The 18985-nt window shown below is 42.7% G+C and carries 23 protein-coding genes; 7 read left to right on the top strand and 16 right to left on the bottom strand.

Going from position 1 to position 18985, the window contains the following annotated elements:
* Nucleotides 1-75 precede the first annotated feature (75 nt).
* Nucleotides 76-213 carry a LytTR family transcriptional regulator DNA-binding domain-containing protein gene (locus tag N7U62_RS19530; RefSeq protein WP_318840751.1) on the top strand — a complete coding sequence of 46 codons (138 nt, stop codon included), beginning with the start codon at nt 76-78 and terminating at the stop codon, nt 211-213.
* Nucleotides 214-219: 6 nt separating this feature from the next.
* Here N7U62_RS19530 and N7U62_RS19525 read toward each other — a convergent pair whose 3' ends face one another.
* From N7U62_RS19525 to N7U62_RS19490, 8 genes are all read right to left on the bottom strand, one after another.
* Complete coding sequence (locus tag N7U62_RS19525) at nt 220-2847, bottom strand: ABC transporter permease (RefSeq protein ID WP_264139768.1); 2628 nt, start codon at nt 2845-2847, stop codon at nt 220-222.
* On the bottom strand, nt 2844-3182 hold the full coding sequence (locus N7U62_RS19520) for a PadR family transcriptional regulator (RefSeq protein ID WP_264139767.1): 339 nt from the start codon (nt 3180-3182) through the stop codon (nt 2844-2846). Before N7U62_RS19520 ends, N7U62_RS19525 begins: the two co-directional genes overlap by 4 nt.
* A gap of 106 nt (nt 3183-3288) precedes the next feature.
* On the bottom strand, nt 3289-4128 hold the full coding sequence (locus tag N7U62_RS19515) for a sulfurtransferase (RefSeq protein ID WP_264139766.1): 840 nt from the start codon (nt 4126-4128) through the stop codon (nt 3289-3291).
* Nucleotides 4129-4150: 22 nt separating this feature from the next.
* The gene (locus tag N7U62_RS19510; protein WP_264139764.1) at nt 4151-5020 is read right to left on the bottom strand and encodes a pirin family protein; all 870 of its coding nucleotides are present in this window, start codon (nt 5018-5020) and stop codon (nt 4151-4153) included.
* A gap of 69 nt (nt 5021-5089) precedes the next feature.
* Entirely contained in the window at nt 5090-5617 is a 528-nt protein-coding gene (locus N7U62_RS19505) for a DUF1697 domain-containing protein (RefSeq protein WP_264139763.1), read from the bottom strand.
* A gap of 68 nt (nt 5618-5685) precedes the next feature.
* Nucleotides 5686-6213: a hypothetical protein gene (locus tag N7U62_RS19500; protein ID WP_264139762.1), complete on the bottom strand. Its 528-nt coding sequence runs from the start codon at nt 6211-6213 to the stop codon at nt 5686-5688.
* Nucleotides 6214-6256: 43 nt separating this feature from the next.
* Entirely contained in the window at nt 6257-6544 is a 288-nt protein-coding gene (locus N7U62_RS19495; RefSeq protein ID WP_264139761.1) for a winged helix-turn-helix domain-containing protein, read from the bottom strand.
* Nucleotides 6541-7110 (bottom strand): hypothetical protein, encoded by a 570-nt coding sequence (locus N7U62_RS19490; protein ID WP_264139760.1) that lies wholly within the window; start codon nt 7108-7110, stop codon nt 6541-6543. Before N7U62_RS19490 ends, N7U62_RS19495 begins: the two co-directional genes overlap by 4 nt.
* A gap of 152 nt (nt 7111-7262) precedes the next feature.
* Here N7U62_RS19490 and lysS point away from each other — a divergent pair, with 152 nt between their 5' ends.
* The 5 genes from lysS to N7U62_RS19465 all read left to right on the top strand — a co-directional run bounded on the left by lysS (nt 7263) and on the right by N7U62_RS19465 (nt 11770).
* Nucleotides 7263-9005 (top strand): lysine--tRNA ligase, encoded by a 1743-nt coding sequence (lysS, locus tag N7U62_RS19485; protein ID WP_264139758.1) that lies wholly within the window; start codon nt 7263-7265, stop codon nt 9003-9005.
* A gap of 122 nt (nt 9006-9127) precedes the next feature.
* On the top strand, nt 9128-9880 hold the full coding sequence (locus N7U62_RS19480; RefSeq protein WP_264139757.1) for an EcsC family protein: 753 nt from the start codon (nt 9128-9130) through the stop codon (nt 9878-9880).
* Complete coding sequence (locus tag N7U62_RS19475; RefSeq protein WP_264139756.1) at nt 9864-10361, top strand: cupin domain-containing protein; 498 nt, start codon at nt 9864-9866, stop codon at nt 10359-10361. Before N7U62_RS19480 ends, N7U62_RS19475 begins: the two co-directional genes overlap by 17 nt.
* A 178-nt stretch (nt 10362-10539) precedes the next feature.
* On the top strand, nt 10540-11280 hold the full coding sequence (locus N7U62_RS19470) for an EcsC family protein (RefSeq protein WP_264139755.1): 741 nt from the start codon (nt 10540-10542) through the stop codon (nt 11278-11280).
* Between the two features lie 16 nt (nt 11281-11296).
* A complete protein-coding gene (locus tag N7U62_RS19465; protein ID WP_264139754.1) occupies nt 11297-11770 on the top strand; it encodes a nucleoside deaminase in 474 nt (157 codons plus the stop codon).
* Here the strand turns inward: N7U62_RS19465 and N7U62_RS19460 are convergent.
* The 5 genes from N7U62_RS19460 to N7U62_RS19440 are packed head-to-tail and all read right to left on the bottom strand — an operon-like array spanning nt 11767 to nt 15908.
* Nucleotides 11767-12342, bottom strand: a complete 576-nt coding sequence (locus N7U62_RS19460) for a non-canonical purine NTP diphosphatase (RefSeq protein WP_264139753.1) — start codon at nt 12340-12342, stop codon at nt 11767-11769. The genes N7U62_RS19465 and N7U62_RS19460 overlap by 4 nt on opposite strands.
* Before the next feature lie 3 nt (nt 12343-12345).
* The gene (locus N7U62_RS19455) at nt 12346-13149 is read right to left on the bottom strand and encodes a hypothetical protein (RefSeq protein WP_264139752.1); all 804 of its coding nucleotides are present in this window, start codon (nt 13147-13149) and stop codon (nt 12346-12348) included.
* A gap of 5 nt (nt 13150-13154) precedes the next feature.
* Nucleotides 13155-14003 (bottom strand): FKBP-type peptidyl-prolyl cis-trans isomerase, encoded by an 849-nt coding sequence (locus N7U62_RS19450; RefSeq protein ID WP_264139751.1) that lies wholly within the window; start codon nt 14001-14003, stop codon nt 13155-13157.
* Nucleotides 14004-14005: 2 nt separating this feature from the next.
* The gene (locus N7U62_RS19445) at nt 14006-14905 is read right to left on the bottom strand and encodes an FKBP-type peptidyl-prolyl cis-trans isomerase (protein WP_264139750.1); all 900 of its coding nucleotides are present in this window, start codon (nt 14903-14905) and stop codon (nt 14006-14008) included.
* Nucleotides 14895-15908 (bottom strand): DHH family phosphoesterase, encoded by a 1014-nt coding sequence (locus N7U62_RS19440; RefSeq protein ID WP_264139749.1) that lies wholly within the window; start codon nt 15906-15908, stop codon nt 14895-14897. Before N7U62_RS19440 ends, N7U62_RS19445 begins: the two co-directional genes overlap by 11 nt.
* A gap of 160 nt (nt 15909-16068) precedes the next feature.
* Between N7U62_RS19440 and N7U62_RS19435 the strand changes: the two genes are divergently transcribed.
* On the top strand, nt 16069-16488 hold the full coding sequence (locus N7U62_RS19435; RefSeq protein WP_264139748.1) for a nucleoside-diphosphate kinase: 420 nt from the start codon (nt 16069-16071) through the stop codon (nt 16486-16488).
* Between the two features lie 40 nt (nt 16489-16528).
* On the opposite strand, the gene N7U62_RS19430 is transcribed toward N7U62_RS19435, so the two are convergent.
* The 3 genes from N7U62_RS19430 to N7U62_RS19420 all read right to left on the bottom strand — a co-directional run bounded on the left by N7U62_RS19430 (nt 16529) and on the right by N7U62_RS19420 (nt 18933).
* Nucleotides 16529-17593, bottom strand: a complete 1065-nt coding sequence (locus N7U62_RS19430; protein ID WP_264139747.1) for a lysylphosphatidylglycerol synthase transmembrane domain-containing protein — start codon at nt 17591-17593, stop codon at nt 16529-16531.
* Nucleotides 17593-18342, bottom strand: a complete 750-nt coding sequence (locus N7U62_RS19425; protein WP_264139746.1) for a segregation and condensation protein A — start codon at nt 18340-18342, stop codon at nt 17593-17595. Before N7U62_RS19425 ends, N7U62_RS19430 begins: the two co-directional genes overlap by 1 nt.
* A gap of 72 nt (nt 18343-18414) precedes the next feature.
* On the bottom strand, nt 18415-18933 hold the full coding sequence (locus N7U62_RS19420; RefSeq protein ID WP_264139745.1) for a DUF2480 family protein: 519 nt from the start codon (nt 18931-18933) through the stop codon (nt 18415-18417).
* Between the last annotated feature and the right edge of the window lie 52 nt (nt 18934-18985).

The raw sequence follows: 18985 nt of genomic DNA, 5'->3' as shown, positions 1-18985 counted from the left end.
TCAAATAGCACTACACACAATGATATCCGTTATGACACAATTTAACAAAAATAAGGAAGCTATTGACAATCCAATATTTACACGATAAGCAAAGTCACTTGTAAAGTAGAGCCCTGGTTCAGTGGCAGCATCCGCATCCATCTGCGCGATGGCTCCATCGTAGAGGTATCACGCAGGCAGACGCCGAAGTTTAAAGAGTTGATGAGTTTTTAACGCCAATTATTCATCCCTAAGTACTTGGGCCGGATTGGTGCGAGCCGCTCGGATCGTGTGAAAGCTAATCGTGCCCATAGCGATCGCCAAGGCCATGCCACCGCCTAGCACAAATACCAATGGACTGATGTCGATCCTAAATGCAAAATCTGATAGCCAGCCATCCAAATAGGTATAGGACAAGGGCACTGCGATGACAAATGCGAGGAGGATCAATCCAGCGAAATTCTTAGACAGTAACATGAGCAGTTGACTGGTAGTAGCACCCATCACTTTTCTTACTCCGATCTCTTTGATACGACGCTCTATTGATAGGGAAGCCAGGCCAAACAAGCCCAAGCAACTGATCAAAACAGAAAGCACCGCAACCCAGGTAACCACAAATCCCATCTGTCTCTCGGACTTATACACCTCTTCGAAATGCTGATCGAGAAACTGAAAGCTCAAAGGGAAATCAGCCACATGCTCCTTCCAAACTCTGTCTATATCCTGAACAGCCTCATTTACATCTCCAGAGGCCAGTTTTACGGTCATCTCCCTAAAATTCCAATCCTCATAAACCACCAGTGCCAGTGCATTCACTTTGTGATGCAGCGTATTAAAATTGAAATTCTCTGTCACTCCGATCACTGTACCCAGCGAATCGTCAGGGTACCAGGATAGCCCCATAGACTTACCCACCGGGCTATCTTCTCCCATTTCTCTAGCCAACGATTGATTGATGATGAATGCCAAACCATTGTCATTGGCATATTCTCTGGAAAAATTCCTTCCTTCAACCATCTCGATACCGTAGACCTCTAAAAAGTCATAGTCCACCTGCAGATTGGATGGCGCCAGATTAACGATCGCCGTATCTTTTCTAAACTTTGTGCCCCACTGATGAATGTTATTGCCCAGACGCTGTCCAGATGCAGTCACCCCCTGCACATTGGATAGCTGCTTCAGCTCCTCCTTTAATACGGCATACTTGTCATTGACTTCATCGTTCATTTTGATCAGCATGATATGCTCTCTGTCAAAACCGACATCTTTGGAATTGATGAAGAAAAGCTGCTGCACAACGACCAGGGTACAAATAATCATCCCCATGGACAGACTAAACTGAACTACGATAAGTGAGCTACGAAGGAAACTTTTCTTTCTTTCACTGCCTCCTCCTCTGATGATAGAGGCAATCCGATAGGCAGACATCTTCAGTGCTGGATAGAGTCCTGTCAGTACACCCAATAGCAATACACCAGCAAGCAACATAAAGACTTGTTGAAGGTTCCAGAATGTTTGTATCTGTAGGTTTCTTTCTATCACCTGATTCAATGAAGGAAGAACCAAACTCACTAGCATAAGGGCGATCATAAATGCGCCGAGGGCCAAGAGCAGCGATTCTAATACAAATTGGATCACCAACTGCAGCCTTGTAGCACCGATCGTCTTTCTAATCCCTACTTCTTTGAATCTGGTATTCGCTCGGGCAATCGTCAGGTTCATAAAGTTGACGCAGGCTATGATCATAATAAAGATACCAGTCAGGATAAACACATCGATATACCTTCCGTTGAACTTGTTGTAATTATGATAATCATGCTCAATATCCGTGGAGGCCAAATGCACATCCTCCAGCGATTGCATAAAAAGGCTGTACATTTCATTGACATTATCATCTTCGGATAAGTATTCGAGATAGGCTGGGAACTTGGCTTCCATAGCCTCTACATCTGCTTCTGGATTGAGCAGCACATAGGTGATCATAAAATTAGATCCCGTAGATTGATTAAAATCCGGATTATCCTTTCGAAATGTTGATAAAGAAAGCAGCAGATCAAACTGCAAATGCGATTGTTCAGGAACATTGGCAAACACCCCTTTGATTTGGTAAATGTCCTCTCCCTGCTTTAGCGTTTTGCCTAGCACCTCATCTGTACCAAAATATCGCCTGGCCAACTCTTCGGATAGTAGTACCGTATTGGGTTCTACCAGTATATCCCTGGACTCCCCCTTGAGCACTGGAAAATCAAAGACTTCAAAAAAGGTACTATCAACCGCACCCGCCTTTTCTACGATTAGCTTTTTATCCTCTGTCTCCCACAACAGCTCTCGGAGACCCTGAAACCTGGCATAATTCTCCACCTCTGGAAAATACTCCGGTAGCGCAAACCCCATCTTCGGCCAGGTGATGGGTACCTTTTGAGGTTTGATTCCAGGCCAGGTTTGTAATTCGCAGAGTCGATAGATCCGGTCTTTCTTTTGATGGATGGAATCAAAAGAGTTTTCATTTTGAACAAAAAGGTAAATCAGCATACATGCTGCCATGCCTAGCGTCAGGCTCAAAATATTGATGGTAGAAAAGCCGGGTTGCTTGAAGAGATTTCTCCAGACTACAATGAGATAATTTTTGAACATGCCGTAGTAGTTGAGTCGATAATTGCCTCCCATGTTTCTGATTAGGCTGGGACGCATCAGTTGAATAGTTTCCTTCCAGAGCAGTCGTTTGGCTTTGGCAACAGCGTGTTGCTCCAGAAGTTCTGAATAGAGTTCCTCCAAATCCCCTTCTATCTCTTCCTGGTATTCAGGTTTGAGAAGAAAACGAATCAGCTTGAAGGACCATTTGGGTAATTTGAATTCCTCCGAACTCATATATTAGCGAAGGATACTTGAGGTTGCTTGATAGAATCCCAAAGACTAGATCGAATGTCTTTCATTTCTTGCAACACCTGCATGCCTTGGGTCGAAGCAGTATAAATTCTTTTTCGCTTACCCCCACGTTGTTTGGTAGCCTCTCCAAATTCGGAGGTCAAAAATCCTTTCTCCTCCATCCTCTTCAAAGCAGACTGGATCGATCCGACACTTAAGGTCTCCTCTAGTCGGGATTCGAGCTCTCTCTTGATCTCTACACCATAAGCCTCCTCCTTCAGCACCGCCACAGTGAGCAAAACCAGTTCCTCAAACTCCCCCAATTTTGTCTTTTTCATATCTATATCTTTCGTAATTGCAGTAAATATAAATACATATTATTCGCAATTGCAGTTTTTATATTAAAAAAGATTTAGAAAGTAGTAAAAAGGGTAAAACGGAGACTCAATCTTTCAAGACCATCTCCTTCTCATTTCGGCTCCATTCGCTCCAGGAACCTACATAGAGGTTGGGAATTGCCATCCCCGCATAGTCCATGGCTAGAATGGTATGACAGGCCGTAACACCAGAACCACAATGAATAATAACCTTGTCGGCATCAATACCTTCTAGTGCCTTGGAGTATTTTGTCTTCAGTGCCTCAGGACTTAAAAACAAACCATTTGCATCTAGGTTTTCAGTCAGCGGGATATTGATCGCTCCTGGTATATGACCTGCAACCAAATCGATGGGTTCGGTCTCTCCACGATACCGCTCTGCCGAACGTACATCTATCAACCTGTGATCTTCTTGCTGTGATATCTCTTCTACCTCTGTGATATCGACCATGGGTAGCAGCCAGGTTTCAAGTGGGTAGGCTACAGCTTTTCTTATTTCGACACCCTCAGCATCTATGGGCAAACCAAGAGCCTGGGCTGCCTTGAAGCCTCCATTGAGCACCTGAACCTTTTCGTGTCCCACGGACCGTAGCATCCACCAAAAACGAGAAGCCGCATTGGCACCATTCATATGATCATAAATCACGACATGGCTCTCAGGAGTAATCCCCAATTCACCCAAAAGCACCGAAAATCGTTTCAGGCTAGGCAAAGGGTGTCTACCGCCTAGCGACACATCTTCTTCAATCTCCGCCAGCTGAGTTTCTAAATCCACCCACTGTGCACCTGCGAGATGCTGACTTGTATAATCAGCATGAGCATTTGGCCCACCGCTGGCATCTATTAATATCAAACCATACTCGTCTATAATTTCTTTCAGTTCAGCTGCGTCAATGATTGGCCTCATGTCTTAGATAGTTTAATGATTGTCAAGGAAAGGGAATATAAGTATTATCTCCCGGAACCTTAGGAAAACTCTTATTCTTCCAGTCTTCTTTGGCCTGATTCAGTCGGTCTTTGCTATGCGAAACAAAATTCCACATGAGGAAACGCTCCTCTGGCAGAGGCTCTCCACCGAATAGCATCAGTTGAGTTCCCGCCTGCATGCATATTTCGCAGGCCTCGTTGGTCCTGCTGATCAGCATCTGACCGGTTCCTGCCTTCTGGTCGCCATCTGAGATCTCCCCTTTTACGATCACAAAAGCCACTTCTCCCTTCAGTTGTCCGCGCAGATCCAATGTAGTATCTTTTTCTACCAAAATATCTAACATAAAAAGCGGGGAAAAACCCTGAAGAGGAGCAGACTTCCCAAAAGCATTGCCAGCAGCCAAACGGAATGTCACGCCATCGGTCTGCCAGGTCGGTATCTCTTCGGAAGAATAAAAATCAAAGCGCGGCTCCATTTCTTCCATGTCTTTAGGCAATGCCACCCAGATCTGGTAGCCATGCATGGTAAAGGGGTGTCCCGTACGAAGACTCGTTGGTGTTCGCTCCGTATGAGTCACTCCACTCCCGGCGGTCATGAATCCCACATCTCCTGGTCGAATCACCTGATCACTACCTATGCTGTCTCGATGGTGAACTTCCCCTTCGAAAAGGTAAGTCAACGTACTGAGACCAATATGTGGATGCTGATCTACATCCATGTATTGTTGATTTTCGATCACTGTGGGTCCCATATGATCGATAAAAGTAAAAGGCCCCACCTGTCGCTTTTCGCGAAAAGGTAGTAAGCGCCCTACCATAAAATTGCCAATATCTGCCTGGCGTTCGTTGACTAGGAGTTTGTTGTTTGCCATAGGAATGAAATTTCTAAACTTGGACGGATCTTATCATCATTGGTTCAATATAAGTAAACTAATGTCCATTTAATGTTGAGACAATAAATTCACCGTTCGCCAATTGCGACTGGTAGCTCTTACCATCAATTTTTTCTCGATAAAATTGATATCCATCTTCGCTTTGCCCATGCCATTGTGATAGCAGGTATAGACTACACCGTCTACTATCGCATACTCATCGCCTCCTAGTTCTGCTGAAGCCAATCGATCCAGACCTTCCTGAGTCAGGTCATCATAAAGAAAAATGGCATAAAGTTTCTTCGGGTCATCCACTTTGGAGAGAAATGGATTCTGATCAATCACATTTTGGAGATAATTTTGCTCAAATACCAGAGTAGGAACATCAAAATTGTAGGCCTTGTATATCGCTCCCTCGATTCTGTTCGCCGCCTCCTCGCTGCTCTCCTCACTCTCAAATATCACATTGCCACTTTGGATATAGGTCTGCACATTTTGTAGCCCAGCACTAGCCAGGGTTTCTTTGAGTTCAGCCATCTTTATTTTCTTCTGACCGCTCACATTTATTCCACGCAGTAGGGCAATGTATTTCTTCATAAAGTGAAGATATAAAAAAAATAGACTCTAGTTTTCCAGAAACTAGAGTCTAGACTTTTACATAAGGGTTAACTCTTTTTTTCTAGGGTCATTTCAAAGAATTGCTGCCAGTTTTCTCCATCCATGCTGCGTTCTCCTGTTTCCTTCCACACGCCCTCTTCTACTGTCAGTTGATAACGGATCGTCATATTCGGCCCAGCCTTGAAATACCATTTGATTTTTCCCTCATCCAGAATCTCAACGGTAGCGGACGTTTTCATTCCTTTGGCCACATAGGCATCCATGCCATAGCCCTTGGTGAATGGATTGAAAGTGATCACCCCAAAGGCCTCATGTACTACCTTATCTTCTTTTGTCCCAATTCCATTGACTTGCAAAATGGTACCGCCAAGCGCATAGGAGATCGACTCCTTTACTTCCGTACTCTCTTTACCATTGGGCGTCATCGCCCAGCCGCTGCCTTCCCATTCTCCCACCATAAAAGCGAGAGACTGCATTTTAGATTTGACTTCAGCCGAAAAGTCAGGCTGTGCATAAATTTCGGTAGAAAAGGCAGCTACTGCCATGAATACCATTGTTTTGATTAGATTTTTCATTTTTAAACTACTTTATTTTATAAACCATAAATTCAAAAAAATATTAATCGATGTACTCCTTCAAAGCTTTGACGTATTGTTCAAAAGCTTCAAGACCTTTGGGTGTGATTTTACAAGTAGTCAAAGGTTTCTTACCTTTAAAACTCTTGGTCACTTCGATGTAACCTGCCTTAGACAACTTATCCAACTGCACACTCAAATTACCCGCCGTGGCTTCTGTTTTCTCCTTGATATAGGTGAATTCTGCAGATTCCAGACTCATCAGCAAGCTAATCACTGCCAGTCGAAGCTGGGAATGTAGCAAGGGATCGAGTGGAGTAAATGCCTTCATTTTTCTTCTTTCTTTAATAGATAACCAGGAATCAAATATCCCGCGAATATACCAATACCTGCCACCAAATATTGCTCCGTCATAGGGACAATAAAACTGACAACCGCAGCGACCCAAAGAATAAAAGCCCCGATCATCAATGGGTTGTATTTCATAATTCGACTAGTCATATAAGTACCTATCCCTGACAAAGTCAAGATCACCGCATTGTGATAAAAACCGAGCTGCGGCATAAAAAACAAGGATATACCAATCCCAACACCAATTGCTATCCAAAGCTGATGGTGCAAACTTTGAAGGTGGGAGGTCGACGAGCTATTTTTAGCGGATCTCACGCTACGAACTATCGTCCATATCACTGCAGGTACAGTTAGCAACCAAATCAATTCTGGATGCTCCATCAAGGACCATTTCATCGAAACATAAAAGCCAATACTGGCCCCCAGATACACCCAGCCCCAAAGTAAGAAGTAAAAACTCCCTCCTCTGGAATAGCTGCTCTTCGCCTGCTGAATCATCTCTGTGATGATTTTCAGGCTTTCTTCATGTGTCATTTGCTTTTCCATAGGACTAATATAAACTAGTTTATTTTATAAACCTTAATATTTTAAAAGAAATATTTTTCCTTATCTGTCTCTCATCCTGATTTATTCCTTAATCTCTGCACAGTATTGCCCGAATAAATTAATTTTGCCGCTCAATTTTTTGAATAAACACAATGATTTTAAGCGAACAGGAAATACTCAGACGTCAAACCCGTGAAAAATTAATAGAAGCCGGGATTGACCCTTATCCATCCGACACCTTCGAAGTGAATGTGACCACTAAGGACATTCATGAAAACTATGAGAAGCGAAAGACGGATTACAAGAATATTTCTATCGCAGGCCGACTGATGAGTCGTCGTATCATGGGATCAGCCTCTTTTGCTGAGCTGCAGGATGCATCGGGCCGAATCCAAATCTACTTGCGCAGAGATGACCTTTGCCCTGGTGAGGACAAGAGTCACTACAACACCGTGTTTAAGAAGATGATGGACATCGGTGACATCATCGGTATCAAAGGATATGTATTTACTACTGAAGTAGGAGAAATTTCTATACATGTGACGGATCTCAAGCTATTGTCTAAATCCTTGAAGCCTCTTCCGATTGTAAAGGAGGCCAAAGATGAGGATGGAAACACAAAGACCTACGATGCATTCAAGGATCCTGAACTAAGATACAGACAGCGTTATGTCGATTTGATCGTGAACCCTGAAGTTCGTGAAACATTCGTCAAAAGAACACAATTGGTTAACTCCATGAGAAACTTTCTGGCTGATAGAGGATATCTGGAAGTAGAAACTCCTATTCTTCAGCCTTTATATGGTGGTGCGGCTGCACGTCCGTTCAAGACCCATCACAACACCCTGGACATGACGCTTTATTTGCGTATCGCCAACGAGCTATATCTGAAGCGTCTGATCGTAGGTGGATATGATGGGGTTTTCGAATTCTCCAAAGATTTCAGAAACGAAGGAATGTCTCGTTTTCATAATCCAGAATTTACGCAGGTAGAGCTCTATGTAGCCTACAAAGATTATGAGTGGATGATGAACCTGACTGAAGCCATGGTGGAGAAAGTAGCCATGGACCTACATGGTACGACTGAAGTTCAGGTAGGTGAAAACATCATCAATTTCCAAAGGCCATGGAAACGCTACACGATGTTTGAAGCCATCGAGCACTTCACAGGAATCGATATTTCTGAGATGGACGAAGCTCAGCTGAGAGAAACTGCCAAGAAACTGGATGTCCCTGTAGACGAAACCATGGGTAAAGGTAAGTTGATCGATGAGATCTTTGGTGAGAAATGCGAAGGTCAGCTGATCCAACCGACCTTCATCACAGACTATCCAGTTGAGATGTCTCCATTGGCTAAGAAGCATAAGAATAAACCAGGATTAGTAGAACGTTTCGAAGCGATCGCCAATGGTAAAGAAATCTGTAACTCATTCTCTGAGCTGAACGACCCTATCGATCAGCGCAAGCGTTTCGAAGAGCAATTAGAGCTAGGTAAGCGCGGTGATGATGAAGCGATGGTACTGGACGAGGACTTCTTGAGAGCACTGGAGTATGGCATGCCTCCTACTGCTGGTCTGGGTGTCGGTATCGACCGCCTATCCATGATGATGACCAACTCCAATTCAATCCAGGATGTACTTTTCTTCCCTCAGATGAAACCAGAGAAAAAAGTCGTTCCATTGACGGATGCACAATACGAGGAGTTAGGGGTAGCACCTGATTTGATTCAGATCTTGCAAAAAATCGGAATGGTGACCAAAAAGCAATTTGCAGATGCCAAAGACGGCAAGTTGCACCAGGACGTTTGCGGCAACAAGAAAAAAATGAAGCTGAAAGAAGTGAAAAACCCATCACTAGAAGAAGTGCAGGGTTGGATCGCGAAAGCGGCAGAATAATATTTTAATATTTCTTATAAAAGCGACTATCCTCCAGAAAGTCGCTTTTTTTTATGTCGAAATTCTGACAAAAACACCTCTCACAAGAGTTGTCTTGCCTTCAAATCTGCTAACTTTCTTTTATGAATCCCTATGAAGAGAAAATCACAAAAGAACTCAGTGAATGGCAAAGCAGCATGCAGCGATCACCTGTAGGAGCCTCGGACAAAATCAAAAGCCTGCAACACCGATTCAACAAGATCATTCCTCAGAAGGTTCATGACATTATCACCAGAGCGATCAAAGAATTGACCCGAGCTGTACTATTTGGAGCAGACTTTACCACTACTCGGGTACGCGGACCTGTCAACCTCTACGAAGCAGAAGATCACATCAAAGAGCGAATCAATTTTTACACCTCCTCGGCTACTGCCGAAGGTGCTATTACCGGTTTTGGTGGAATATTGAGTGGCATGGCAGATTTCCCCATTTGGCTCAGCATCAAGATGAAAATGCTTTTTGAAATCGCCAACAATTATGGGTTCGACACCAGCGATTATAAAGAGCGTGTCTATCTTCTTTACGTTTTCCAACTGGCTTTTTCAAGTCAACGCAGACGGATCGAGCTCTTTCATTTGGTATCTAATTGGGAACAGCACCAACACGAATTACCCAAAGACATCAATGAATTTGACTGGTATACTTTTCAGCAAGAATATCGTGACCACCTGGACGTAGCAAAACTGCTTCAACTGATCCCAGGTATAGGCGCAGTGGTAGGTGCTTATGTCAATCACAAACTGACTAATCGATTAGGCAAAACGGCTATGAACGCATATCGCATGCGACTGATCCTACAGACTCCCAAACTGGATAAACATGACGGAGAAGATTAAGGCACTAATTGAAAAACTCGAATTGGCTCCTCACCCCGAAGGTGGTTACTTTAGAGAGACCTATAGAAGTACAGGAACAGTAGATTTGGGAGCCCCTTTTTACGGCGAAAGGAATCATTCTACTTGTATCTACTTTTTACTGACTGGTGATAGTTTCTCTGCATTTCATAGAATCAATCAGGATGAGGCCTGGCATTTTTATCAGGGCGACCCTATCGAACTACATATGATTCATCCTGATGGGACTCATGAAAAAATCATCATAGGCAATGAAATAGAACAGGGAATGCTTCCACAATACGTGGTACCAGCAGGCTCCTGGTTTGCCGCCAAAACTGTCGGTTCAGAAGGTTATGCATTGGTAGGCTGTACTGTTTCTCCCGGATTTGAATTTGCTGATTTCGAGCTTGCAAAAAGACAGGAACTAACAGAGAAATTTACTCTGCATGCAGAATTAATCACCGAATTCACTCGTATTTGAGGCTTTTTACGCAATTTCCCTAACAATTTACGTGGTATAACGCATTACAATTGATGTAAATGTATCTTTTCTTTGTGTTGAAGAAATTAATGAACAGTAGATTGATTTTCTTCAACAAGGCAAACTTACCATCCTGTCCTAAACGGGTACAATCAGCAGCAGAGAGAAGAATAGAGGGGTGAGGATTTATAAGGAGAAGATTAATTCCGAAGTAGAGGAATGGAAGGTGTCTATACAGACACCCCAACCAATTTCTTACAGCGGGATCAAAAGGTTACAACGCAAGATCAATAAAATGACACCTCACCGGGTGCATGAATTGATCACAAACACAGTCAAACAAATCACAAGAGGGGTACTAAGTGGTGTAGAATACACCACTTCGAAACCTGCTACTACATTAGCCATTCACAATGCAGAAGACATCATCAGAGAAACCATCTGGTTTTATGCCTCTTCTGCAGCTGCCCAAGGTGCCTTCACTGGCTTAGGCGGAATATTTAGTAGCATCGCAGATTTCCCACTATGGATGAGCATCAAGATGAAAATGCTATTTGAAATAGCAGGACATTACGGTTTTGACACGCAAGATTATAAAGAACGACTCTTCATCTTACATGTTTTTCAACTTTCATTCGCCAGTCCATCAAGAAGGCCCAGACTCTTAAAATTGATAGAAAATTGGGAGCAAAGCTCTGAAGAGCTCCCTTCCAATATTCATGATTTTGATTGGAAAAAGTTCCAGCTGGAATACCGAGACAATCTGGATATCTCCAAAGTTTTCCAGCTTATTCCTGGGATTGGAGCAATCATCGGTGGTTGTGTCAATCACAAACTGACCTATCGATTGGGCAAAACGGCTATGATGGCCTATCGTATAAGAGTTTTGCAAAATGAGCAATGCGCCTTAAGAAACTAGCTCTTATCTTTACTCCATGGGATTCGAAGCGAAGTTTATGCAGGAGGCCATTGCATTGGCCATTCAGTCAGTAAATGAGAAAAATGGTGGCCCTTTCGCTGCACTAGTCGTAAAGGATGGGAAGGTTATTGGAAAAGGGCATAATACGGTCACTTCGAGTTATGATCCGACTGCCCATGCAGAGGTGAATGCCATCCGAGATGCCTGTCAAAACATTCAGGATTTTCAATTGATGGACTGTGACATCTATACGACTTGTGAGCCTTGTCCTATGTGCCTGGGTGCGATCTATTGGGCCAGGCCTAAAGCCATCTACTATGCGAGCACCAAGCAGGATGCCGCTAAAGCTGGTTTTGACGACCAATTTATTTACGATGAAATTGAACTAACTCCCAGAAAAAGAAAGATTCATACAGAAAATCAAATGCGAAAATCAGCTGGTTCTGTATTTGAGGCTTGGGCTAGTAAACTTGATAAAACCAAATATTAACGAGACTGCAAAAAGTCAACGAGAGCCTGGACGGCACGTCCTCTGTGTGAGATTTGATTTTTCTGCTCTGCAGTCATCTCAGCAAATGTCCCTTCGTACCCCTCAGGTTGAAAGATCGGATCATAGCCAAAGCCTTCCGTTCCTTTAAGATCTTCTGTGATTACGCCTTTCACCATTCCCTCAAACTGAAACTTCTCTCCATCCAAAATTAGGGTTATCACTGTTTTGAACTGTGCCGAACGATCTTCCTTTCCCTCCAATTTTTTCAATAGGAGACTCATGTTCGCGATATTATCCTTGGCCTCTCCAGCATAGCGGGCGCTATACACACCAGGCTCGCCATTCAGCGTATCGACCTCCAGCCCAGTATCATCTGCAAAGCAATTGATCTGATAATTTTCCGCCACGAACTCCGCTTTGATCGCCGAATTCTCTTCTAATGTAGCTCCTGTTTCAGGAATCTCCTCATGGCATCCAATTTCGTTAAGACCTACGATTTCGAAACCACTCCCCAGGATCTGTCGAACCTCTCGAAGTTTATTCTCATTATGCGTAGCAAAGCAAATTCTCATCACTTAGGGACGAATGTTCGCCATGATAATTTCAAAGGAGATGACTGTATTTGGAGGTATAGAACCGGCTCCATTTGCACCATAACCAACAGCAGAGGGAAATATCATTACTCCTGTAGAGCCTTTTGACAAGTCGAATGTTAATTCATGTAGCCCTAGCCTAAACCCCTTTACAAAGTTAGTAGATATACCCGTGCCATTAAAAGTATGGTTATATGTGATAGGAGAGTAATCTCTTGAGGCGGAGTAAAATGCTCTATCCAAAGGATCTGATGAAATATTTAGACTAGACAACTTTTCCTTCGTGTTAAACCCATCAACATCTAAAGTATCCGCAGGCACTAGTACTCCATCATCGTTTTGAACTTCTCCTACATACAGAATATCCTGATCAAAATCATTCTCAGCCAGACTATAATTTTTCCATCTTTCAACCCATGCTATAGAATCTAAGCTAACGGCCAACGTATCCAAGGAAGTGTCAAAAACTTCACCATCAACAAACTTCCCTATATAATGAATCGAAACAATGTCGTTGATATCCGCTTCTTTCGCTCCTTCTACATAGTCCAAAACACCATATCGCAGGCCTGTTGCTGTATCTTTCGCTTGAAGTTCAAGTTTTTCATATCCATTTTCGAACCAAAAATCATCAATGATAGTCTCATCCACTCCTGCCTGAGCCACCGAGTCGTCATAGGCCTTCTGTATAGCCTCTTCCTCATCTCGTACTGGGTTGCTACAAGAAGCAATAGTTATTATGATCGCCAGCACCCCAAAAAACAAGTAATCTCTACTTTTCATCATCACTCTTAGCGTATATCTAGTACTTCTATTTCAAATATTAAATTTTCGTAGGCGCCCACTTTATCACTTACTGGTACATTACCATATGCCAACCAATAAGGAATGTACAAGGTGCCGGTTTGACCTTTTTTAAAGAAAGCCACCCCTTCATCAAAACCTTCAATCACACGACCTTCTCCTATAATAAAGGTAAGTGGAGTAGTGCCAGATTTATCAAACTCCACACCATCCAATGTTTTACCTACATAATTTAGCGTAACACTCTGACCAGTTTCCGGTGTGGCACCTTCACCCGGATCATCATCTATACTATAAAACAAACCAGTATTCGAATAAGCCAAATTGACAATTTCATTTTCTATGACATAGTCTTCTATAGACATATCCACCGATACTGGTTTCATAATGATCATCAAATCTTCATTAGGTCTGATAGTAGATCCTGCACCATACTCTCCATAAGCCAATTCACTAGGAGCCAATAGTACTACACTATCCTGCAATGAAGACATGAGCAATGCATCTATCATAGCTGGCACATAGACGGCATCTTCATCCGTCGAGGTTTTCCACAATTCATCCGCTTTAAATCCATCATACACCAGATTACCATCCATAGTAAATATCTGTGTATAAAAATTCACCACGTCAATAGTAGAAATAGACGAACCTTCTCCTTCTTGAGCCACTTTGAAATACATCCCAGAATCTGTCATAGTATAATCACTGACATCATTAGCAGCAATATACTCTTCTAGCGTACCACGTGGCGGCAGCTGACCATCATCTTCTGAACAAGAAGTAAAAAGGACAGATAAGGTTAGTAGTCCAACAAGAAAAAGGTTCGTCTTCATTTTTATTTTTTAATGTCTAATAACTCTACATCAAACTTCAAGATAGAGTTAGGCTTGATCACGGCTCCAGCCCCTCTAGGTCCATATGCTAATGCACTTGGAACATACAGAGTTGCCTTAGTTCCTACTTTCAAAAGTGCAATTCCTTCGTCCCATCCTGGGATCACACGACCCTGACCTAATGGAAACTCAAATGGCTGATCTCTGTCGTAAGAAGAATCAAATTTCGTTCCATCTAGCAGTGTACCATTGTAGTGTACAACCACTACATTACCTTTCTCCGGCATAGCACCATCGCCTTCTTCAGTGATCACGTATCTCAAACCTGATTCAGTCGTGATGGCTTCTAAGTTATTGGCTGCAAGAGCAGAATCAATCGCTACACCTTGTTCAGCTGTTAATTCCTTTTGCTCTTCCATCATTTTTTGTTGCTCCTTCTCCATTCTTGCTACTCTGTAGTCCTGGAACTCTTCCATAGTCATTTGATCCTCCAGTCCCAAATTGAACTGAATCATCGACTCTGCTGGAATCGAAGGAGGAACTGGCTGACCGAATGTATTCTGAAACAATTCATTGGCGCTGATTTGGAAAGCCACGCTATCACCTACGTTGATCGTTCCCAATACTTCGTAAAATACTTTAGTGGTATCCCACTGTGCTACGTTATAAGGTATGGTGATCGGCCCACCTCTTTCTTCTGAATCAAATAAAGTTGAATCAGTAGCAGTGATATATTTCATATTGATCAACAAGATGCTACTGTCTTTCAAAACTTCTTCTCCACGCTTTTCATATGACACTACAACACCTGATTTGGTTGTAGCAGTGTCCTTCTGAGAACAAGAAGAAACGATAGTTGCCACCGCAACTGCAGATAACATCAATAATTTATTAAGCTTCATAATTAAGTTCTTTTGTTTGGCCTTGAACCAATTCTTTAAATTTATTAATTGTGGTTTGTAGATCATCTGCGGAACTACCGCCTGCAGAATTTTTATGTCCTCCACCGTTGAAATACTTTCTTGACAGTTCGTTGATCGGAATATCTCCAAACGAACGAAATGAAATTTTAACCTTGTCTCCCTCCTCTATAAAAATGGCAGAAACATTTACTCCTTTGATCCCCAGACCATAATTGACTAGACCTTCTGAGTCTCCCTTCTGATAGTTGAAACGCTTTTTATCTTCCTCTGTCAGATAGAAAAAAGCTACCGAAGAACCTTCAATGACTTCTAACCTTTCGGATAGCGCAAAACCTAAAAGTTTTATCCTATCCAAGGAATTGCTATCATAAATGTTGTGACTCACTTTCGAAACATCTGCACCCAACTCCATCAATTGCGCCACTATATTGTGCACATGAGGTGTGGTTGCTGGCAGCTTAAAATTGCCTGTATCGGTAACTAGGCCGGCATACAAAGCCTCAGCCATACCTTTGGTCAATTTCTCCGTATCGCCTAGCATATCGATCAAATCGAAAATCAACTCAGCTGTAGCTGCAGCCTCTGTGCTCCACAACACGTATTTGGCAAAAGTCTCGGGATTCAAATGATGATCGACCAGCACCTTCTCGGCCTCTGACTTTCTCACCAACTCTCCCAATTCACCAATCCGACTCAGACTCGAAAAATCGAGACAAAAAACCAAGTCGGCATTTTCTACCAAATAGTTCGCTTTGTCCTTGTCCTCCTCGAAAACCAACACATCCTCATTTCCATCCATCCAGTTCAGGAATTCAGGATAATCAGTAGGGGTAATCACTCGCACCTGGTGTCCAAGTTTCAGCAAGTAACCCGCTAACGCCAAAGACGAACCCAATGCATCCGCATCTGGCTGTATATGGGTAGTGATTACAATTCTTTTAGGGAGGCTTAACTTTTCCTTAAGGGCTGCTAGATTCTGCATTTATCTTGATAAAGAGTGTGCAAAATTGACAAAAATAATGTGAAAACCAAAGCATGAGTCACATATAGAAGGGCACTAAGGACTCACTCATTGCCAGACTTTTATATCAGCGACATTAGACGTAGTTTTGCGGCTCGAAAAAACACTTTTTAATAGCATAATGGCAAACAACAAAACATTTACAATGATCAAACCGGATGCCTTCGCAGACGGTCATTCAGGAGCGATCCTAAAAATGATAGAAGAGGCAGGGTTTAAGATCAAAGCATTGAAGACCGTAAAATTAACAACCGAAGAAGCAGGACAATTCTACGCCGTACATAGCGAGCGTCCATTCTATGGCGAACTATGCGCCTATATGTCAAAAGGCCCGATCATCGCTGCTATTTTAGAAAAAGACAATGCAGTGAAGGATTTTCGCGAGCTAATCGGTGCAACTAACCCTGCAGAAGCTGCAGAAGGTACAATCCGTAAGCTTTATGCAAAATCATTGGAAGCAAATGCAGTACACGGTTCGGACTCTGACGAAAATGCAGCCATCGAAGGCTCATTTTTCTTTTCAGAGCTAGAAAAAATCTAAACATCGGTTGATAAAAAACTGCGAAAGCTGGTCTAATCTCTTAGTCCAGCTTTTTTTGTTTACTGTGAAGCAAGCAATTCCTAATCCATCTAGGCAAGAAGATCGCTCCTAATATCAGGTAAGGATAGTAAGACATCAGTCGCCAGAAGATGGCAGATACGAAGGTATAATCACCCAGGTATTCGAAAAAGAATTGATTAAAAAAGTACTCAGCGGTCCCAGAGCTACCAGGGGTAGGTGAAATCAGCATGACGATCCACATGATGATCTGTCTGGAAAAAACCACCATATGATCGGCTATCGACAAATCATGATAAGCCTCTACCAGACTATTGAGCATCAAATATCGCGCACTCCAAATAAACACCGTGGCAGTACAGATTTTCACCCAATAAGAAACGGCCTTGCCCTTGATGCTATTAGAGGCTAAAATGATTTCATCTCCATATTGGTTTGCCTTATCTCTCCAGCGATTGAGGTATTTGATCTTGGTTACTTTCAATAGGAACCACTTGAAAGCTCGAGGCTTGGCAAATAGCGCATAGGCCATCACCAGTGTGTATGTTGCAATGAGACCATAACTCAGGAAAAACAAGAACTGAAGACTGGTGCCAATCTCCAAATCCATGGCTTTCACATCCGGAAATATCAGCCCCTGCGTGAGCAGCATAACCAATGGTGCTGCGATCACAAAGAATAAGTTGTCCAATATAGCCGTCAGCATCACATAGGCCAAAGACTTACCCACGTTGATCCCCTCAGCCATGAAGACAAAGACCACCACTGCCGTACCCCCCACTACAGATGGAGTAACTGCAGAAGAAAATTCCCACAAGATAATAATGATGATACTCCGGCTCCAATTGAGCTCCCCGTCCGAAATTGTTTTGACACGATAGACATAGCCCGCATCCCTCGCAAAAAGGACGAAAAAAGCCACCAATACAGAAGACAACTTCGCATCAAAAATCAAATGCAGCGTATCTGCTGTGATGTTTGGGTCTGAATAAAAAAGATAAAAAACAATGGCAAGGCCTAATACGATAGGCATCCAGATCTTGTTAGGATCGAGAACCTGAAATACCTTCTTCTTATTGATGTCCATTAATCTACTGCTACTTCCTCCGGTCTTTCAATCCAAAAATTATTGAAACCCTCTCCCAGATGGATCTTGATCTGCTGAAGCTGCAGCATCTCAAGTATGGCCAAAAAGTTAAAAATAATATAAACCTTATCTGGTTTCTCTTTGATAATATCGGTGAAGGCCATCCTGCCAGAAACACGAAGATTCTCGAGGATGTAAGTTTTTTGATTAGAGATGGTATATGGGTATTGGACTACTTTATGAACAACCTTGTTTTTTTCTCGCTCATAGCGGCTCATTACTTTCTCATAAACCTTCAGGATTTTGAATAAATCCAGGTTCTGCATTTCAGCCTCCACATCTGTAGACTCTGCCAGTTTGCGAATCTCCTTGGCAATATTGCCTCGACGTTCTCGATCCATTCGGTCAGACTCCATCTGCATCAGCTCAGAGATCACCGACTTGTATCGTTTGTACTCCAGCAGATGTCGAACCAGTTCTTCCCTTGGGTCGATTTCATTGCCTTCTTCATCCAATACCGGTCTGGGCAGAAGCATTTTCGCCTTTATGCGCATCAGAGTAGCCGCAACCAGAATAAACTCACTGGCTACTTCGATATTCATCTGCTCAAGCTGATGCACATAATCCAAAAAGTCGTTGGTGATTTGGGAAATCGGAATGTCATATATATCCAACTCATCTCTTTCGATGAAAAAGAGCAAAAGGTCAAAAGGACCCTCAAAGAGTGGTAGTTTAACTTCGAATTTCAAATCGACTCGATCTTAGGTTCTCAAAGGTATACCGATTACTCGGATAGTAAAAGAGAGAAAATTTTTTCTTGGTTAAGATTTCACCTTGGGTCTTTTGTACAAGGGCACAGCACTACAGGCTTCTCCATACATCAAACTACTGACTACCGGTCTCAACAATCTCGTAATCTCAACGAAAGCGTATTCAGGCACTGGAAAATGCCCACATCCCTTGATGATGACTTTCGCATCTTGATATTCATTCAAGTCTACTCTCCTCAAGGCCTCTTGAAAAAGGTGATTCTCCAAATGAGTTAAATCTCCAAAAACGACAGTCCTGGCATATGGCTCCAGTACAGTGGTCAACAACATATAAGCCCAAGTCGGCACGATGGCATCTTCGCTGCAATAAACAGCTACATTCTTCCCTTCGTATTTTGACCAATCCTGATCCTTGATATATGCCCTAAAGTCTTTTTCTCTCAGCACCAGACCATTGAAAAGTTGATCCTTGATATCCAGTTGTACTCGGGAAGATTGATCATAATACTTCTCAAGATTAAACTCCACTAAAGAACTCTGGGCAACTTTATTTACAATTTCTCCTTCCATCGACTTCTCTGAATTTTTTCTAGAACCTTTTTCCTTTAATCAAACTTCGATC

It is taken from the genome of Reichenbachiella ulvae (genome assembly GCF_025833875.1).
In the GTDB taxonomy this organism is placed as follows: domain Bacteria; phylum Bacteroidota; class Bacteroidia; order Cytophagales; family Cyclobacteriaceae; genus Reichenbachiella; species Reichenbachiella ulvae.
This window is presented reverse-complemented; position numbering and strand designations above follow the sequence as displayed.

Bases quoted from the DNA above. Each gene is read 5' to 3' on its own strand.
- N7U62_RS19525 (WP_264139768.1), bottom strand. From the start codon at position 2,847: ATGAGTTCGGAGGAATTCAAATTACCCAAATGGTCCTTCAAGCTGATT.
- N7U62_RS19520 (WP_264139767.1), bottom strand. From the start codon at position 3,182: ATGAAAAAGACAAAATTGGGGGAGTTTGAGGAACTGGTTTTGCTCACT.
- N7U62_RS19515 (WP_264139766.1), bottom strand. From the start codon at position 4,128: ATGAGGCCAATCATTGACGCAGCTGAACTGAAAGAAATTATAGACGAG.
- N7U62_RS19510 (WP_264139764.1), bottom strand. From the start codon at position 5,020: ATGGCAAACAACAAACTCCTAGTCAACGAACGCCAGGCAGATATTGGC.
- N7U62_RS19505 (WP_264139763.1), bottom strand. From the start codon at position 5,617: ATGAAGAAATACATTGCCCTACTGCGTGGAATAAATGTGAGCGGTCAG.
- N7U62_RS19500 (WP_264139762.1), bottom strand. From the start codon at position 6,213: ATGAAAAATCTAATCAAAACAATGGTATTCATGGCAGTAGCTGCCTTT.
- N7U62_RS19495 (WP_264139761.1), bottom strand. From the start codon at position 6,544: ATGAAGGCATTTACTCCACTCGATCCCTTGCTACATTCCCAGCTTCGA.
- N7U62_RS19490 (WP_264139760.1), bottom strand. From the start codon at position 7,110: ATGGAAAAGCAAATGACACATGAAGAAAGCCTGAAAATCATCACAGAG.
- lysS (WP_264139758.1), top strand. From the start codon at position 7,263: ATGATTTTAAGCGAACAGGAAATACTCAGACGTCAAACCCGTGAAAAA.
- N7U62_RS19480 (WP_264139757.1), top strand. From the start codon at position 9,128: ATGAATCCCTATGAAGAGAAAATCACAAAAGAACTCAGTGAATGGCAA.
- N7U62_RS19475 (WP_264139756.1), top strand. From the start codon at position 9,864: ATGACGGAGAAGATTAAGGCACTAATTGAAAAACTCGAATTGGCTCCT.
- N7U62_RS19465 (WP_264139754.1), top strand. From the start codon at position 11,297: ATGGGATTCGAAGCGAAGTTTATGCAGGAGGCCATTGCATTGGCCATT.
- N7U62_RS19460 (WP_264139753.1), bottom strand. From the start codon at position 12,342: ATGAGAATTTGCTTTGCTACGCATAATGAGAATAAACTTCGAGAGGTT.
- N7U62_RS19455 (WP_264139752.1), bottom strand. From the start codon at position 13,149: ATGATGAAAAGTAGAGATTACTTGTTTTTTGGGGTGCTGGCGATCATA.
- N7U62_RS19450 (WP_264139751.1), bottom strand. From the start codon at position 14,003: ATGAAGACGAACCTTTTTCTTGTTGGACTACTAACCTTATCTGTCCTT.
- N7U62_RS19445 (WP_264139750.1), bottom strand. From the start codon at position 14,905: ATGAAGCTTAATAAATTATTGATGTTATCTGCAGTTGCGGTGGCAACT.
- N7U62_RS19440 (WP_264139749.1), bottom strand. From the start codon at position 15,908: ATGCAGAATCTAGCAGCCCTTAAGGAAAAGTTAAGCCTCCCTAAAAGA.
- N7U62_RS19435 (WP_264139748.1), top strand. From the start codon at position 16,069: ATGGCAAACAACAAAACATTTACAATGATCAAACCGGATGCCTTCGCA.
- N7U62_RS19430 (WP_264139747.1), bottom strand. From the start codon at position 17,593: ATGGACATCAATAAGAAGAAGGTATTTCAGGTTCTCGATCCTAACAAG.
- N7U62_RS19420 (WP_264139745.1), bottom strand. From the start codon at position 18,933: ATGGAAGGAGAAATTGTAAATAAAGTTGCCCAGAGTTCTTTAGTGGAG.